A 16461-nucleotide genomic window follows, 5' to 3' on the forward strand; every position below is an offset into this window, starting at 1 on the left:
AGCTTGAATCCTATTGCTGTCCGCTTGATCAAATGGCTTCTGCTGCTGGCGTTCGCAGCAGGCGTCCTTCTCACCAGGCCCTGGGAGCAGCTGCCCCCGCAGTGGAATCCATGGAGACCGCTGGTAATCAGCCATCCGATGACGCCGGTCAGTAAATGGAAACTGTCGCAGCTCGGCGATGACCCCGAGCGGTGCCGGGCCGTGCTTGAAACCGCACCCGAAGGCACTCTGGACTACCTGCCGCTGGAGGACTATACGCCAGTTGAGGGCTGCCCCCTGACCAACGTGGTACGCATCAGCGGTTCGCAAATCGCCTATAACTCGCCGTTTACTGTCACCTGCCCGCTTGCCGTGGCCTGGGTGATGTTCGAGCGGCAGAAGCTTCAGCCTTTGGCTCAGCACCATCTGGGCAGCCCGATCACGCGCGTCGAGCACTTTGGCAGCTTTGCCTGCCGCAACGTCTATAACAGAGCGAACGGACGCCGGAGTCAGCATGCCACCGCCAATGCGCTCGATGTGGCGAGTTTCAGACTGGAAGACGGCGAACGTATATCCGTACTCAGACACTGGGATAGCAGTTCGGCGCCACGTAAAGCGGACTTTCTGCGGGACGTGCACGACGCCGCTTGCAGCTATTTCGGAACCGTACTGGGACCGGACTATAACCAGCCCCACGAAAACCACTTCCATTTTGACGGCAGTGGATTCGGCTTCTGTCGCTAGGTGTGCAGCCCTGTGTCGCATGGACACTACCGGTCACGGCTGGCATCATTCGGCGCTGATTCTCGCCTCCGGGCGAGGCAGGCCCATCAAAGACAAGGTTTTGGTCATGAGCACACTTCCTCCCTGCCCCTCCTGCGGCTCCGAATACACCTACGAAGACGGCGCCATGTACGTATGCCCGGAGTGCGCCCACGAATGGGCTCAGGACGGTAGCAGCGAAGCCAGCGATGATGCACGTGAGATCAAGGATGCCAACGGCAACGTGTTGCAGGATGGCGACAGCGTTACCGTGATCAAGGATCTGAAGATCAAGGGGTCGTCGTCAGTGGTCAAGGTCGGCACCAAGGTCAAGAATATACGTCTGGTGGATGGCGACCATGATATCGATTGCAAGATCGACGGTATCGGCGCGATGAAGCTGAAGTCGGAATTCGTGAAGAAGATCTAACACGACGGCGCTCCGCACAATACTGTGGGAGCGCGCCCCGGCGCGACGCTGGTCGCCAGAGCAGCCGGTCCCGATGACATCAGAGCCGGGATGAATCCCGGCTCCGGGCGCCTCAGGCTATTTCGGCGTTATGGTAGATGTTCTGGACATCATCCAGATCATTGAGCATGTCGATGAATTTCTCGAACATGGGCACGTCGTCGCCGCTGACTTCGGTCATGGTTTGTGGCAGAAACTGGATCTCGTCCACCGCAAAGTCAATTTCCTCGAAGGTCTCGACCAGCGCCTGCTTTGCCTTGGCATACTCCGTATGCGGCGTGAATACCGTGATGGTGCCGCCCTCATTCTCGATATCGGTCACGTCGACGTCAGCCATCATCAGCGCCTCAAGGACTGCTTCTTCGTCATCTCCGGCAAAGGCCAGAATGGCGCAGTGATCAAACATATGACTGACGCTGCCGCCGGTACCCAATTTGCTCTTGGTCTTGGTGAAGCAGTTGCGAACATCGGAGATGGTGCGGTTGGGGTTGTCGGTCAGGCAGTCGACGATAACCATGCAGTTACCCGGACCAAAACCTTCATAGCGTGCGACCGCGAAGTCTTCACCGCCGCCGCCCTTGGCCTTGTCGATGGCCTTGTCGATCACGTGTGCAGGGACCTGGTCTTTCTTGGCCCGCTCGATCAGCCCGCGCAAAGCAAGGTTACCCGTGGGGTCAACACCGCCCGACTTGGCGCAAACGTAGATCTCGCGAGCATACTTGCTGTAGACCTTGGTTTTAGCGTCAGCCGTTTTGGCCATTGATTCTTTGCGGTTCTGATAAGCGCGGCCCATGGGTGCTGTCCTGTAAGTTGTCAGAAAGCCGAGGATTTTACGCGCAGACGCGCGGCAGATCCATTGCCACGGTGCTCTGCGCTGAAACTCAAAGCAAAGGGGTAACGGTGGCCAGCCAGGCGATCAAAAGAAACATGATGACCACGATACTCAGCGGCTTGCGCAGCGCCGGATACCACACCGGGGCCAGCCCCTGCTTAACGGCCCAGATATCGGCAAAATAAAGCGCGCCGAAGGCTATCAGGAAGATCGGCACCGCAAAATGAACCGGCAGGCTCAGGCCCAGCCAGCCAAGCAGCGGCGGGATAACCGACAATCCCAGCTGGACCGGGGCCTTCTCGCTGGACTCTTCCGCACGCATGGCCAGCCCCCAGTGGATTGCACCCATGAAGGCCATCACGATCGCAGCATAGGCCAGCAGTTCTTCAAGGACCCGCTCGCGCCACGCCTCGGGCGTCACCCAGATTCCAAGTGAACCGGTGATAAACGGGACCAGCCCGATGAAGCCAAGCCCAACGGCTAATTTGGGAGGGCGAATGGCGCTGAAAGGATGCATGAAGGCTCCATTATTCTGTAATTAGGCATCGAGCCCGAACCAGCCGATCACTCCACCAGCGTCACCGGGCCTGGTCGCCGCTTGCGTGGCAGGCGACGCAGTAACGCGGCCAGCCTGGACCGGAGCGCAGACACACTGGCCCTGTCGTCGACCGGGACGGTGTGCATATAGGCCTGCCGTACATATTCTTCGAAGAAGGCGTCAAGTTCGGGCTTTTGCTCGGGTAACGCCGCGACCAGCCGCGCCTGCCAATGACGAGGTCCCTCTCCGTCTCGTGCCTGCAGCCGGAGCCTGACCAGTCGGCGATTCAGCTCGTCCCAGACACGTTTGCGAGGGTCATTAGACCGCTTTTGCGGGCGCAACGTCCAGAGCGCCAGCGGCAGCATGACCAATCCTGCGGCAATCAGGCCTATCACGCCGATGCGCTGCCAGTCGGCGGTGCCAAACCAGCGCCTGAAGAAACTCAGTTGCCGCTCGCTTTCATATCCCAGCACATGCAGTTGCCAGCGATAGTTCACGTCATCCCAGGCGAGACGGATAGTGTTCAGCCAACCAATGTTGCGATAGCGCGCGCCGGACAGCGGTGAATCCTGTAGAAAGCTGCCTTCCTCGCGCAACGCTTCCTGCAGGCCCCGCTCGATGCGCTCCGGCGCCACCTGGAAGGTCGGGTCAACTGAAATCCAGCCGCGACCCGGCAGCCAGGCTTCGACCCAGGCGTGGGCGTCGAACTGATGCACCAGCACATGGTTGCCACGCGGGTTGAGCTCACCGCCCTGATAGCCGGCAACGATCCGTGACGGTATACCCGCCGCGCGCAGGGCAAAGGTCATGGCGCCGGAAAAGTGGGCGCAGAATCCGCGCCGCGTATCAAACAGGAATTCATCGTTGGTGTGCTGCCCCAGCGTATCCGGACGCAAGGTGTAGTGGTATGGCTCGCGATTGAAATGCTGCAGCATGGCCTGGATAAGCTCAGCGTCATCCGGGTATTGCTCGCGCAGCGTCAGGGCCCATTCGCGGGTGCGCGGATCGCTGCCCTCGGGTAGCGCCAGATATAGACGCTGTTGCAGCGCATCCAGACCTTGCGGGTCGAGCAGACTGTCCGGCCAGGACGTTGCAGTGTAAGCGGTGGTCTGACTGATCGGGCGCCTGGCGCGCAGCATGAAATCCCGGGTCAGAACCAGCTCGTCCGTCGTCGATGTGGCCCCCCGCAGGCTGAACAGCCAGGGTTGATGGCTGGCACCGGTTACGACGCGATAACTGATCGATGGCCCGTCGACCTGCAGACTCCCGGGGGCGCCGCCGGCTGAGACGGCCGTATGGCTCCAGCGACGGCCATCGAACTGACTCAGGGTCATGGCGCGCCAGTACAACTGGTCATGCTGCGGTATCGGACCGTCAAAATTGACCCGGAAAGCCAGCTCCCCGGACTGCGCCAGATTGGCCACATCGCCGGGTGCCATGCTTTCCGACAGCCCCGTGGTGGCTTGCTGGCCGGGGGCATTGACCGCCCACAGCGGGCCTATTCTCGGGAACAGGAGAAACAGCACAAGCATCAGGGGAATAGCCTGGGCCAGGAGGACTGCACCGGTGCGAAAGGCACGCCCGGGATCGTTGCGTCCGGACGTTTGCTGCAGGCCTACCAATGCGGCAATCAACACCAGCATGGATAGGCACTGGTAGAGCGCGAGCAGGATGCTCTGGCTGAACAGAAACGCCGTCGCGATCAGGAAAAAGCCCAGATAGACCACCACCAGCGCGTCACGCGGATCGCGCATTTCCAGCAGTTTGAGCATGAATAACAGCAACAACAGCAGTACCGCGGAGTCCAGGCCGATCAATGTACCCTGCGACACATACACGCCGACCACACTCACCAGGATAGCGAGTGCCTTGGTCACGACGCCGGGGTAGCCCCAGCGCATGCGCTGGATCTGCACGCGCCATACTGCGCAAACCATCCAGAGCACAGCCACCCAGATGGGCAGACGAGGCAGGTGTGGTAATAGCACAACAACCTGGGCGGTCAAGAGCCAGGCAAGGCTGTTGCGAGGAATCAGTGCTGGTGTGGTCATTTCGCCACTCCATACAAGGCCACAGCACGCAGGCAGGCGTCACGGTGCGCATCACCGACACCCGGGGCAATCTGCTCGCCCGGCAGCTTCAATCCGTAGGGCTGTCCGGTCTGCTCGAGCTGCAGCACCCATCCGGCCAGGCAGCCCAGACGCTGTTCCAGATCCACTCCCGGCGCGACGTCAAGATCAAGCCACAGGCTGTTCCGTAGCGGTTCAGCGAACACCTTGCTGTGCAGTCCTTGCCCTCTTGACCAGGCGCGCCAATCCAGGCGTTTCCGCGAATCGCCGGGTTGATAGGCACGCAGGCCCTGGAAGTCATCCACGCCTTCGCCATGTGGCTGGTCACCCTCGCCTTCACCACTGCGTCCGGCACTTGGCAAGGGGGCGTCAACTGGCCTGGGATACACCAGCGCCTGCAGCTCCAGATCAACCAGACTCCATGCCACAAACCAGCCGAGCGGATAGCGCGTCTCGATACGCAGACGGCCCGGCCTGAACCAGCCACGCTTGTGCACCTGGTGATAGAGCGTTATCTGCACATCTTCGTCCTTGCCAACGTCTACCTGCTGCGGTGTTTCGTCTGACCAACGCAGACGGACCGACTGATGCTCGCGGTTCTGCGCTCGCAAGGTCAGATCGAAGGGGGCTGATTCCCCTGCAAATACAGGACGACTGCCCGTGCCGCGCAGTTGCAGCCCGGAAAGATTGCGATAGGTGTGATAGAGACTGACCCAGAACAGGCTGGCGAGCACAAAAGTGACCGCGTATATCAGGCTGTTCTGGTAGTTGATCGCGCCGATGAGCATGATCAGCAACAGCAGCATCAGGCCGAGTCCTGCACGGCTGGGCAAAATAAAAATGCGCCGGTGGTTCAGTTGCACCTGGCTGGCTGGTGGAATACGCCTGTTCAGCCAACGTGCAAAGGCGCCCGTGGTCTGGCCTCCAAGACGACCGATCACACTGCGGACACCCCGTTGAGCAACCATTGTGCAAGTCCGCCTCCGCCGTGGCCGGCGGGGTCTTCGCTGGCGCGTAACCGGTGGCTGACGACCGCTGGCAACACCGCTTGTACATCCTCCGGAATGACATAACCACGATGTTCAAGCATCGCCCAGGCGCGGGCTGCGGCAAGCAGCCCCAGGCTGGCCCGCGGCGATAATCCCCAGGCGCACACCTGGCTCTCGCGGGTGCGATTTACCAACCGCAGTATGTAGTCAATGATCGGCTCACTGGCGGTGATTTCTGGCACCGCCTGCTGCAACCTGTGCAGCTGATCACGCGTCAGCGCGGGTTCAATATTGTCGAGTCGGGCGCGCCGGCCCTCGCGCAGCAGTAGCGCCTTTTCAGCTGCCATTGACGGATAACCCAGCGACAGGCGCATCAGAAACCGGTCCAGCTGCGACTCGGGCAGAGCAAAGGTGCCACTTTGCGACACCGGGTTCTGGGTCGCGATGACAAAGAACGGATCAGGCAGAGGGCGGGTCGCGCCATCCACCGTAACCTGCCCTTCTTCCATCGCCTCCAGCAAGGCACTCTGACTCTTTGGCGTGGCGCGGTTGATTTCGTCAGCCAGGATCAACTCAGCGAAGATCGGCCCCGGATGGAACACGAATTCGGCGCTGTTGCGGTCAAATACCGAGGTGCCAAGAATGTCACCCGGCAGCAGATCGCTGGTGAACTGAATGCGCTGGTAGCTGAGCCCCATCACCCGGGCCAGCGCCTGGGACAATGTGGTCTTGCCCATCCCGGGCAGATCCTCGATAAGCAGATGCCCCCGCGCGAGAATACAGGCGACGGCCAGCCTCACTGCGTGCTGTTTACCCAGCAGAACCTGATCAACAGCATGCAACGCGCCGTTTAATACATCCCTCATTGTTCACCTCGTATTGTCCTGTCTTCCATGGTAGAGCTTGCCAGGCGCAGCGCAAAGCTCGGTCCCTTTCGCCGGCCCGATTAGGGATGGGCAGCGTCCTGCTGCTCCGGCGACGCCTTCATCGCTTCGAGACGGCTGATCATATAGCGCACGTGCAAATGCAGACTGTACAGTTCATGGGCGTACGACAGAGGCACTTCGACCCGGCTCAGATCACCCTCCAGATCGTGCAGACCGGCAATCTCCTTGTCGATAACGCCGTTGATCTGGCCGTTGATGATCAGCCGGTCGACACGACGCAAATGTTCGTACCATCTGAATACCCGGGCACGCATGCGCCAGGTATAGATTGGTCCCATGCTGCGTAGCAACGGCAGCATGATGACAATGAAAGGAATGAGCAGGACAACGTAGCGGTCAGCTATGGAGGCAATCCAGAAAGGCAGGTAGCGTTGCAAAAACGGCACGCCCTCGCGGTGGTAGTATTCGGCTTCCCCGGTGAGTTCCAGCTCCATCGGCACCGCTGCGGGAAAGGCATTGGGGGCGTCGAGCAGGTTACCTTCCCGGAGTACCTCGCGGGAGGCTTCCAGAATCAGCGACGTTAGCGCGGGGTGGAATTCTGTATTGGCGACCAGCGTGGCGACGGGCGAAAGCAGCGCGGTATTCTCCGGCGGCACGTTACCCGCCAGATCAAGCAGCCCTTCAGGCAAGACAATATGTTCGAGAAAGGATAACCGCGACGCCAGGGCTTCCGTCTGCGCCAGATTGACCAACCGAACCTCCGGTGTCGCAATCAGCTCCCTCAGCAGCGCATTGCCCACCGGGAGTACAAGGAAGGCCGCATCCAGTTCGCCCTCCAACAAACCCTGAACACTTGCCGTACTGCCTGACGCCAGCCAGGAGCCGCTTTCTAGCAGCTCCCGTGCACGTTGGTTGCCGACCTCGCCAAACAGGCTACGCACCACCGACCAGGTACCGCTACCTTCCGTACCCACCGAGACCCTTAGATCGTACAGGTCGGTGAGCCGCTGGATATCAGTATCACCACGTTGAAACAGCCATAGAGGCTCGTGATAGAGCGCAGCCAGGCCACGCAGACGACGCACCTGCTCACGCTCGAGCAACGAGGTGGTTCCGCTCTGAATCAACCCGAGCTGAACATCCGATGTGCCGTCGGTTAGTCGATGGAGATTGTCTACACTGCCGCGGCTCGGGTACAACTCAAGCGTCAAGCCTTCCTTGGCCAGACGCTCCTTGAGCTTCAGGCCGAACTGGTGATAACCACCGCTCTCGATGCCCGTCGTCATCCCCACGGTGCGCGGCGGCGCGGGATCCAGGAAACGAAAGAGTATCCAGATCACCAGCGCCGCCAGAGGAAGAATCCACAGATTTGCGCGAACGAATACTGCGGCCTGTTTGAAGACGTTCAATAGCCCACTCCAGTGCGTCAGACGATGCGTCTCAGTCTAACCGCACCCCGGCGTAACGGCGAATGGCAATCTGATCCTCCCAAGGGCCCGGGCCTGTAGCACAGCTTTATCAGCGATCTTTCAATCGAGGCGTGCCGAAACAAACGCGTGCAACGAACCAACCGTCGCAAACGCCTCGCCTTCGATTTCGTCGTCAGCAATCTGGATACCGAAGGTATTCTCGATCTCGCCAAGGATGACCACGACCGCCATCGAGTCGAACTCTGGCAGTCCTCCCAACAACTCGGTATCTGCGTCCAACACTACGTCATCATCAAGTTGCAGACTGCGGCGCAGCAATGCCTGGATCTCGGCAAATCGGTTCACTCACGTATCCCCCGGTTATATCGGGCTCATCCCGAAGAGCGCGGATTCTGACAAAAATCACCGGTAGCTGCCAGAGGTCGGCGTGGTGTTGGACGCATTGAAGGCTGAATAAACCCGCTTGCGGTTATCTTTTGCCACAACCACGGCTTGCAACCTTGGCCGGTTCTGGTAGTGTCGAGGGGTGCCGGTGTTCTACCGGCCTTTCGCTTCACAGGCACTTGAAATAGCCACCTGCGTTGCTTTTACTGGATCCGAAGTCGCTTCGATGAGCTCAGTTACGAGTCGTTAACTGCGCCTTTTCGGCGTTTGTGCCGTGTCCGGACTAGCCTGCTCGCGCTTTCAAGTTTTTACCCGATACACGAATAATTATTCCTGACAAGGAGTTGTGCCGTTCGCCATGAACAAATCACCCGCAATTGTGATGACAAAACTGGATATCCAGCGACTGGACGAGTTGCTAGCGACCATGGATGCGCCTATTGATCTGCTCGAAGCGCTCGAAGGCGAGATGCTGCGAGCGAGAGTAGTCAGTCACAAGCGCATTGCTTCAGATGTGGTCACCATGAACTCCACCGTACGCTTCGTTGACGAGGCGAGCGACCGCGAGTTTGTCCTGACCCTGGTTTATCCCGAACAGGCCGGCCGTCCCGGAACCATTTCAGTGCTGGCACCGGTGGGCATCGCCCTGCTGGGCCTGAAAAAGGGACAGAGCATCTCGTGCACGGGGCCCAATGGCCGACCGCAGAAGCTCAAGATTATCGACATTCTTTACCAGCCTGAAGCCAGCGGCGACTTCCACTTGTAATAGTCAGGCCCGGTTTACCCGGGCCTTTCGCATTTCAAGACCTAGCAGCCCACTCCCATCTTCAACCTTCAGCCTCAGAACCCCGGCGTCGCGCAGGCGCGCTACACTCCCAGGTGGGCGCTCGATCGCCGGCGTGGATGGTCTTAAGCTGCCCGCCTCCAGCCGTCTCTATTCCGTCGAGGCCGGGGATTCACGGGCCAATTCCAGTCCTGCCCTGTCTGTCCAGCCCTCATCAAGTTCTGCTTTAACCGATACACCTAAGCCTTTGAAATCACTTACTTGTTTGACCAGGTTTCCCCGGCCGTTGACCAGCTGGTCGCAGGCACGCTGATAAGCTTCAGTGGCGCGCTCGAGACTCTTGCCAATACCGTCCATACTGCCTAGGAAAGTACGTAGCTTGTCATAGACCTTGCCGGCACGGTCGGCCAATTCGGCGGTGTGGCGGTTCTGATCTTCGAAACGCCAGAGCTGACGAACAATGTTCAGGCTGGTGAGCAATGTGGTTGGTGTCGCGACCAGAACGTTCTGTTCGATGGCCTTCTGAAACAGGGTCTCGTCAGCCTTCAACGCTTCGACGAAAGCAGATTCAATGGGAATGAACATGAAGACCATTTCCGGTGCATTGAGACCTGGCAGCTCGAAATAGTGCCGATCAGCCAGCTCACGTATACGCTCGCCGATCGCCTGCACGTGTTCAGCCAGGGCAATGCGCCGCTCAGCCTCGTCTTCACTGTTGATATAACGGGTATAAGCATTCAGCGAGACCTTGGCGTCGATGATCAGATGTTTATCCTGCGGCAGATAGACCAACACATCCGGCCGCTGTCGCTTGCCTTCACTGTTGTTCATGCTCACTTCGCGCTTGAAATCCTGGCCCTGGCGCAGGCCGGAACGCTCCAGCACGTTCTCGAGAATCAGCTCGCCCCAATTGCCCTGAGTCTTCTTCTGCCCTCGCAGCGCTGTGCTGAGATCGTGAGCTTCCTGCGTAATCTGCCGGTTCAGCTCCTTCAGATGCAGGAGCTCCTGAGCCAACGCGGCTTGCTGCTGGGTGTCCTTGTGATGAATATCCTCGACCTTGCTGCGGAACTGATCGATCTGCTCTCGGAAGGGCTTGAGTAGCGCATCCAGCGACTGCTGGCTGTGCTGGGAGAAAGCCTGACCCTTGGCCTCAAAAATACGGCTGGCGAGTTGCTCGAATTCCAGCTTGAGCTGGTCGCGGCTGTCTTTCAGCAGCTGCTGTTGTTCAGTGAAGTGTTGCTGGCGCTGCTCCAGCGTACTCAATAGCGTGGAATGCTCGACGTTCAGCTGTTCATGGGTAACCTGCAGATCGAGCAGCCTGGCATTCAGTGCTTCGCGCTCCCCGCGCAGCTCAGCCAGCTGACGGACCTGCTCGGCGCTGAGTGTTTGTGCCCGCTCCGCTTGTACCTGCCAGTGGTGACATTGTTGCTCGGCGTCGCTCAGTCGTTTGCATACCTCTGCATGCTGGTCGCGCAGAACATCCAGTGTGTCCTGGATGTGTTCGACCCTCGCGTCCAGCGCGCCCTGCCGCGCCAGCTGTTGATGAGCCTCCTCCTTTAGCTGCTGATAGCGTTCGCGCTGGGCGTCCATATCCGCCTGGTATATCGCCTGACGCCGCAACATCATCCAGATGGTCAATCCCCAACCGAGCAAGGCAGCCAGCAACACGCCTGGCATCAATGCTGCAAAATCACTCGGACTCATCGTATTCCTCCTTACCCACCCTGAGCGCAGATGCAACAAAGCCCCTCGGAAGGGGCTCTGGTCACAGGCTGCGCAAGATCACACTCAACCGCACTTGCTATCGCCACAGCTCAGACAGGTCATGCAGCCATCCATCAACACCGCAGCCTGGGTATGGCACTTGGCACACATTTGGGCACCGGGCGGATAGACCTCGGTGCTGTCATCGCACTCGGCTGACGCCTGACTTTGCGCCGAAACGCCCATGAACTCCGCGCGTTTCTGCTCAAGATAAGCGCGCTGATGATCGTCCATCTCGTCCTGGATCATGCCGATGCGCTTGAGGTGCTGATCAAGCACTTCGCCAATCTCGGCCACCAGCGACGGCATCCAGCGGCCACCACGCTTCATGTACCCACCCTTGGGGTCAAACACGCTGCGTAGCTCTTCAACCAGGAAGGTGCAGTCGCCACCCTTGCGGAACACCGCAGAGATAATCAGCGTCAGGGCTGAAATCCACTGGTAGTGCTCCATGTTCTTCGAGTTGATGAAAATCTCGAAGGGCCGGCGCGTTTCGTGATCGCTGCCGTGGTTGAGGATCACGTCATTGATGGTGACGTAGATCGCATGCTCCGAAGTCGGCGTCTTGATCTTGTAGGTAGAGCCCTCGAGAAACTCCGGACGCTTGAGCTTCTCATGCATCTCTTCAAGTTTGACGACCGGCGCCTGAGCTTCCTGCTCCTTGGCTGCGTCATCGGGTTTGACCACGGAGTAGTCGACTATCTTGCTGCTGATTTTCAATGCCATGTTAAATCTTCCTCGCCCCGCCTTGACGGGGCTTAATCTTGTCTTGGGTTCAGAACTTGCCGTAATAGCCTTCCTTGAGGGCATCATACAGATTGGCGGCGCTGTGCAACTCGCCATCATATTCAATTTCATCGCCGCCCTTGGCTTCGATGAAGGTGCCGTCTTCCAGCTTGAACCGGTAGGTGGTGTTGGCCAGGTCCTGCTCTTTAACCAATACGCCCTGGAAGGCTTCCGGGTTGAAACGGAAGGTGGTGCAGCCCTTCAGGCCCTTTTCGTACGCGTACCGGTAGATGTCCTTGAAGTCCTCGTAGGGATAATCAGTCGGTACGTTGGCCGTTTTTGAAATCGACGAGTCGATCCACTTCTGCGCTGCGGCCTGCACATCAACGTGCTCGGTCGGCTTGACGTCATCCGCTGCAATGAAATAGTCGGGCAGGTTGCGAGTCCCCGCCTCCATGCTCGGCAATGCGTCCGGGTTGACGAAATGACGGTAGGCCAGCAGCTCGAAGCTGAACACGTCGACCTTTTCCTTCGACTTCTTGCCTTCGCGGATCACGTTACGGAAATAGTGGTGCGCAAAGCTGGGTTCGATACCGTTGGAGGCGTTGTTCGCCAGCGACAGCGAAATGGTGCCGGTCGGCGCGATCGAGCTGTGGTGGGTGAAGCGCGAGCCCTTCTCGGCGAGCGCGGCGACCAGTTCCGGATCTTCGGCCGCCACCTGCTGCATATAGCGGCTGTACTTCGCCCACAACACCTTACCTGAAACCTTCTGACCGGCCTTGAGCCCGTCCTTGCGCATCTCGGGCCGCTTGGCCAGCATGGCTTCGGTGATGGTGAACTCTTCGTCCATCAACGGCGCTGCGCCCTTCTCTTCACTCAGCTGCAGCCCTGTGCGCCAGCCCTGAAGCGCCATTTCCTTCGATACCTGCTCGGTAAACTCCAGCGACTTGGGTGAGCCGTACTTCATGCAGAGCATGGTCATGGTCGACCCCAGACCGAGGAAGCCCATGCCGTGGCGACGCTTGCGGAAAATCTCGTTGCGCTGCTGTTCCAGCGGCAAACCGTTGATTTCCACCACGTTGTCCAGCATGCGGGTGAAGATATCGACCACCCTGCGGTACTCGTCCCAGTCGAAGCGGGCCTTGTCGGTGAAGGGATCACGGACAAACAGGGTCAGGTTGATTGAGCCCAGCAGGCATGCACCGTAGGGCGGCAAGGGTTGTTCACCACAGGGGTTGGTTGCGCGGATCTCTTCGCAGAACCAGTTGTTGTTCATTTCATTGACGCGGTCGATGAGGATGAAGCCCGGCTCGGCGAAGTCATAAGTCGAGGTCATGATCATGTCCCAGATGCGCTTGGCACGCATGACCTTGGATACCCGGCATGCGACCTTGCCGTCGGCGCGGGTCAGGTAGCGGTCATTGGACGGCACGTTACGCCATACCACCTGTTCTTCGTTGTTCAGATCGATACCGTCTGCGTCGACTTCTGCCTGGGTCAGCGGGAAGGACAGTTTCCAGTCTTCATCGGCCGCGACCGCCTTCATGAAGTCTTCGGTAATCAGCAGCGACAGGTTGAACTGACGCAGACGCCCGCCCTCACGCTTGGCCCGGATAAAGTCAGTGACGTCCGGGTGGCCCACATCGAAGGTGGCCATCTGGGCGCCACGACGGCCACCGGCGGAGGACACCGTGAAGCACATCTTGTCGTAGATATCCATGAAGGACAGCGGGCCAGAAGTGTAGGCCCCTGCGCCCGACACGTAGGCACCGCGTGGGCGCAGCGTGGAGAATTCGTAACCGATACCGCAACCCGCTTTCAGCGTCAGGCCGGCTTCATGCAGCTTGGACAGAATGTCGTCCATCGAGTCGCCAATCGTGGCCGACACGGTGCAGTTGATGGTCGAGGTCGCCGGTTTATGTTCCAACGCACCGGCGTTAGAGGTAATCCGACCGGCAGGAATGGCACCGTGACGCAGCGCCCACAGAAACTTGTCGTACCACTCTTCGCGCAGTTCGGGAGCTTCGACGTCAGAAAGTGCCCGCGCTACGCGCTGGAAGCTTTCGTCCACGGTCTTGTCGATAGCTGACCCATCCTTGGTCTTGAGTCGGTACTTGGTATCCCAGATATCCTCTGAGGCAGGCTGCAAACTGATACTGGTAACGACGTTATGCAGACGCTGCACCTTGGCTGTTTGACTCATTGCTTTCTCCCGAAACGCTAGGCTACGCCGGAAAAAACCCACCTGAACAACAACTTGCTGTCAAGGGGCCTCCGGAAACGAAAAACACTACTTGTAGTGCATAAAGCGCAATCCTAGCCCCACATATGGATTCGGGCAACTGCTTTAATTTGATTTTTTACCGCTACAGGATATTGACAGACGGGGGGAGCCGCGCCCTGACTGGGATTCGCGCCAGCAGGCCGCCGGCGCCAATCGATGACGGGTATCAGTGGGTGATGGGGGTGCCGTCGATGGGGAAAAAGGTGCCCTTGCTCCAGATGCCGAAACAGGTCTTGCCGTCGACTTCCTGCTCCTCGGCGCGCTCTGCCAGATCATAGAACACACTGCGATTGATCAGCGCTTCGAGATTCGCACGGACGCGCACATAGGGTGAAGGCTCCTGCGTTTCCGGATCAACAACGACACGAATGGGGTTGTCCGGTCCAGCTTCGACGCTGTCATCGAGGCTGGTGATGAATCTGAGCACCTGCTCCCTGCCCTCGCCTTCGACCTCCAGTGCAACGGCTACAAAGGGGGCGTCCTCAACCTGGATAGCCCAGCGCTCCACCGGGGTTACCAGATAGTAACGCTGGTCCTCGTCAAAACGCAGTATCCCTGCGAACAGCTGAGCCAGCGGCTTGCGGGTGATAGCGGTACCTTCGTGAATCCAGGTCCCGTCACGGGCAATACACATGTCCAGTTCGCCGCTGACCGGCGGGTTCCACAAATGCACCGGGGCGGGCGCGCGGCGAGGCGTACTTTGCTCAGGTTCCGGAATACTCTTCAGAATGGATTCTGCAGTGGGTTTATCACTGGCCATGCTCTTACCTCAGGTTATCGGCCCAACAGTCGACGGGTGTAATCCTCCAACGGCGGACGGAGCAGTGTCGACGGCTTGGCCTTGAAAAATTGCAGAAAGCCGCCCCTGGTTTCGATCGTTACAAAATCGACAACGCGACGGGTGGATGTTTCCATCAGTATGAGTTGCAGCTTGGCCTCATCGATGCCCACCTCGCCCCACTGATCCTGCGATCGCTCAGCATCGCCAGCCTGCGCACTGGCGAAGCGCGTGTAGAGCAGGTAATCGGCACGGTGGGACTGCGCCTGACTTAGCGCTTCATCCAGACCCGCTGGCTGATGTGCCCGCTGCACCAGCGGGAAGAGCTGAACTGCGGCCGCAAAGGCCTCCTCAGCGACGACATTGGGGCGTGAATAAGGATGGCCCACCGGTACAAAATGACCTTGAGCAATATACAGGCTCGAGTCGGACTGAAGTGTCCAGGTAGCGCTCCGGGTGATGCGGTAGTTGTTGGTCAACCCGGCATCGTCGAGGTAATACCGCGCGCTTTCGCGCATATCAGACGGCTTCATGCATCCGGCCATCACCGCCAATCCCAGCAATAAAGCAAACCAACGCATGCTATCTCTCCCTGTATGTTGAACACCCAGATCTCGGATCTCGGAATGAGTCCAGATGTTCTTTAATGAGCCAAAGCTCAAAAACCCAATCCCCCTAGCCCCCTTTTCCAAAGGGGGAACTGGTCCGAGTGGCTTTTGGTTTATATCTCAAGCAATAGCCATCTATCAGAACAGCAGACATTCGCCATACCCCGCACGTACGATTCCCCCTTTGGAAAAGGGGGCTAGGGGGATTCAGGGTCTCGATACCTACTCGATGCGCCTATTACATCAAAGCGCACGCATCCATTCCGGTCGTAATCCAGCGTTGGCCGGCTGACTGATAGCGGTGCGCACCTGCTCCAGCATACGTGCCTTGTCTGCACCGAGCACGCCTTTGAGCACCAGATAATTCGATGCGTGGTCACTCCTGAACACGGTGTTTTCCAGCTCAAGCGCACCCAGAAATTGCTCTATCTCCCGAAACAAGCCTGCCTGCTCCAGCGGCTGAAAGTCGGGAAACTGCTCACGGTACCGATCCATACCCTGCGGAAAACTCACCACCAGTGTGGATAGAAATTCAGGCTGAGTAGCGTTCATCAGCCGCGCCGAGTTGACTGCGTGCTGCGTGCTCAGGCTCTGCCCACCCAAGCCATTGAGGATCATCACTGAGCGTTGCAACCCGGCCGCACCGGCTTTCAACAAAGCGTCTTCAGTGGATTGCGCGGTCTCGCCCTTGTTCACTCGCTTCAAGACTTCATCGTCACCCGACTCCGCACCGACATACAGCATCGCCAAGCCCGCATCGCGCAGCTCCTTGAGCTCTTCCACGGATTTGCGCTTGAGGTTGCGCGGCAAGCAGTACGAGGTAACCCGCTCCACGGTCGGCATGTGCTCACGAATAGCCCGCAGGATGGTCAGCAAGCGGTGGGTCGGCAGAATCATCGCATCGCCGTCCGCAAGAAAAACCCGCTGTACGATCAACTGCTCACCACAGCGACGGATTTCATCCAGCACCTGCGCCTCGTCCCGCGCGCGGAATTTCTTCTGAGGGGCCGTGTACATCTCACAGAAGGTGCACTTGTTCCAGGAGCAACCGTTGGTCACCGGCAAGATCAGCGAATGGGCTTCGCTTGGCGGGCGGAAGACGGGTTCGATGTAATCGATGGGAAACGAATAGGCCACACGCACTCCGAAGGCTGAACAACAGAGCGCCAGTCTAAACG

The 16461-nt window shown here is 58.8% G+C and carries 16 protein-coding genes; 3 read left to right on the plus strand and 13 right to left on the minus strand.

The features are described from left to right. Window positions 1-3 precede the first annotated feature (3 nt). Together HG264_RS05820 and HG264_RS05825 are read left to right on the plus strand one after the other, a co-directional pair. Window positions 4-723, plus strand: a complete 720-nt coding sequence (locus HG264_RS05820; protein ID WP_306085228.1) for an extensin family protein — start codon at window positions 4-6, stop codon at window positions 721-723. A 106-nt stretch (window positions 724-829) separates the two neighbouring features. Further along, window positions 830-1171, plus strand: coding sequence for a zinc ribbon domain-containing protein YjdM (locus HG264_RS05825; protein WP_169406770.1), 342 nt, complete (start codon window positions 830-832; stop codon window positions 1169-1171). Window positions 1172-1283: 112 nt separating this feature from the next. Here HG264_RS05825 and HG264_RS05830 read toward each other — a convergent pair whose 3' ends face one another. From HG264_RS05830 to HG264_RS05860, 7 genes are all read right to left on the minus strand, one after another. Beyond that, window positions 1284-2003, minus strand: a complete 720-nt coding sequence (locus HG264_RS05830; RefSeq protein ID WP_169406771.1) for a YebC/PmpR family DNA-binding transcriptional regulator — start codon at window positions 2001-2003, stop codon at window positions 1284-1286. Between the two features lie 88 nt (window positions 2004-2091). After that, on the minus strand, window positions 2092-2559 hold the full coding sequence (locus HG264_RS05835; protein ID WP_150298916.1) for a DUF3429 domain-containing protein: 468 nt from the start codon (window positions 2557-2559) through the stop codon (window positions 2092-2094). Between the two features lie 47 nt (window positions 2560-2606). Next, window positions 2607-4631, minus strand: a complete 2025-nt coding sequence (locus HG264_RS05840) for a DUF3488 and transglutaminase-like domain-containing protein (RefSeq protein WP_169406772.1) — start codon at window positions 4629-4631, stop codon at window positions 2607-2609. After that, a complete protein-coding gene (locus tag HG264_RS05845) occupies window positions 4628-5617 on the minus strand; it encodes a DUF58 domain-containing protein (protein ID WP_169406773.1) in 990 nt (329 codons plus the stop codon). The genes HG264_RS05840 and HG264_RS05845 overlap by 4 nt, the downstream gene beginning before the upstream one ends. After that, entirely contained in the window at window positions 5587-6504 is a 918-nt protein-coding gene (locus HG264_RS05850) for a MoxR family ATPase (protein ID WP_169406774.1), read from the minus strand. The genes HG264_RS05845 and HG264_RS05850 overlap by 31 nt, the downstream gene beginning before the upstream one ends. A gap of 80 nt (window positions 6505-6584) precedes the next feature. Further along, the gene (locus HG264_RS05855; protein ID WP_169406775.1) at window positions 6585-7934 is read right to left on the minus strand and encodes a TAXI family TRAP transporter solute-binding subunit; all 1350 of its coding nucleotides are present in this window, start codon (window positions 7932-7934) and stop codon (window positions 6585-6587) included. A gap of 120 nt (window positions 7935-8054) precedes the next feature. Beyond that, complete coding sequence (locus tag HG264_RS05860) at window positions 8055-8300, minus strand: acyl carrier protein (RefSeq protein ID WP_169406776.1); 246 nt, start codon at window positions 8298-8300, stop codon at window positions 8055-8057. A gap of 397 nt (window positions 8301-8697) precedes the next feature. On the opposite strand from HG264_RS05860, the gene rnk reads away from it, so the two are divergent. Next, complete coding sequence (rnk, locus tag HG264_RS05865) at window positions 8698-9105, plus strand: nucleoside diphosphate kinase regulator (protein WP_169406777.1); 408 nt, start codon at window positions 8698-8700, stop codon at window positions 9103-9105. Between the two features lie 168 nt (window positions 9106-9273). On the opposite strand, the gene rmuC is transcribed toward rnk, so the two are convergent. The 6 genes from rmuC to HG264_RS05895 form a co-directional block, all read right to left on the minus strand. Continuing rightward, window positions 9274-10827, minus strand: a complete 1554-nt coding sequence (gene rmuC, locus HG264_RS05870) for a DNA recombination protein RmuC (protein WP_169406778.1) — start codon at window positions 10825-10827, stop codon at window positions 9274-9276. Between the two features lie 84 nt (window positions 10828-10911). Continuing rightward, on the minus strand, window positions 10912-11613 hold the full coding sequence (locus HG264_RS05875) for an NrdJb (protein WP_169406779.1): 702 nt from the start codon (window positions 11611-11613) through the stop codon (window positions 10912-10914). 49 nt (window positions 11614-11662) lie between these two features. Then, window positions 11663-13816, minus strand: coding sequence for an adenosylcobalamin-dependent ribonucleoside-diphosphate reductase (locus HG264_RS05880; protein WP_169406780.1), 2154 nt, complete (start codon window positions 13814-13816; stop codon window positions 11663-11665). A 247-nt stretch (window positions 13817-14063) separates the two neighbouring features. Further along, complete coding sequence (locus HG264_RS05885; RefSeq protein ID WP_169406781.1) at window positions 14064-14657, minus strand: DUF1285 domain-containing protein; 594 nt, start codon at window positions 14655-14657, stop codon at window positions 14064-14066. 14 nt (window positions 14658-14671) lie between these two features. Further along, a complete protein-coding gene (locus HG264_RS05890) occupies window positions 14672-15256 on the minus strand; it encodes a DUF4823 domain-containing protein (protein ID WP_169406782.1) in 585 nt (194 codons plus the stop codon). A gap of 270 nt (window positions 15257-15526) precedes the next feature. Next, window positions 15527-16420 (minus strand): radical SAM protein, encoded by an 894-nt coding sequence (locus HG264_RS05895; RefSeq protein WP_169406783.1) that lies wholly within the window; start codon window positions 16418-16420, stop codon window positions 15527-15529. Window positions 16421-16461: the final 41 nt, after the last annotated feature.

Source organism: Pseudomonas sp. gcc21 (assembly GCF_012844345.1).
Lineage (GTDB): Bacteria > Pseudomonadota > Gammaproteobacteria > Pseudomonadales > Pseudomonadaceae > Halopseudomonas.

What these genes read in the sequence shown, in the direction of transcription:
- HG264_RS05825 (WP_169406770.1), top strand. Translation starts at nt 830, where the DNA reads ATGAGCACACTTCCTCCCTGCCCCTCCTGCGGCTCCGAATACACCTAC.
- HG264_RS05830 (WP_169406771.1), bottom strand. Translation starts at nt 2,003, where the DNA reads ATGGGCCGCGCTTATCAGAACCGCAAAGAATCAATGGCCAAAACGGCT.
- HG264_RS05835 (WP_150298916.1), bottom strand. Translation starts at nt 2,559, where the DNA reads ATGCATCCTTTCAGCGCCATTCGCCCTCCCAAATTAGCCGTTGGGCTT.
- HG264_RS05840 (WP_169406772.1), bottom strand. Translation starts at nt 4,631, where the DNA reads ATGACCACACCAGCACTGATTCCTCGCAACAGCCTTGCCTGGCTCTTG.
- HG264_RS05845 (WP_169406773.1), bottom strand. Translation starts at nt 5,617, where the DNA reads ATGGTTGCTCAACGGGGTGTCCGCAGTGTGATCGGTCGTCTTGGAGGC.
- HG264_RS05850 (WP_169406774.1), bottom strand. Translation starts at nt 6,504, where the DNA reads ATGAGGGATGTATTAAACGGCGCGTTGCATGCTGTTGATCAGGTTCTG.
- rnk (WP_169406777.1), top strand. Translation starts at nt 8,698, where the DNA reads ATGAACAAATCACCCGCAATTGTGATGACAAAACTGGATATCCAGCGA.
- rmuC (WP_169406778.1), bottom strand. Translation starts at nt 10,827, where the DNA reads ATGAGTCCGAGTGATTTTGCAGCATTGATGCCAGGCGTGTTGCTGGCT.
- HG264_RS05875 (WP_169406779.1), bottom strand. Translation starts at nt 11,613, where the DNA reads ATGGCATTGAAAATCAGCAGCAAGATAGTCGACTACTCCGTGGTCAAA.
- HG264_RS05880 (WP_169406780.1), bottom strand. Translation starts at nt 13,816, where the DNA reads ATGAGTCAAACAGCCAAGGTGCAGCGTCTGCATAACGTCGTTACCAGT.
- HG264_RS05885 (WP_169406781.1), bottom strand. Translation starts at nt 14,657, where the DNA reads ATGGCCAGTGATAAACCCACTGCAGAATCCATTCTGAAGAGTATTCCG.
- HG264_RS05890 (WP_169406782.1), bottom strand. Translation starts at nt 15,256, where the DNA reads ATGCGTTGGTTTGCTTTATTGCTGGGATTGGCGGTGATGGCCGGATGC.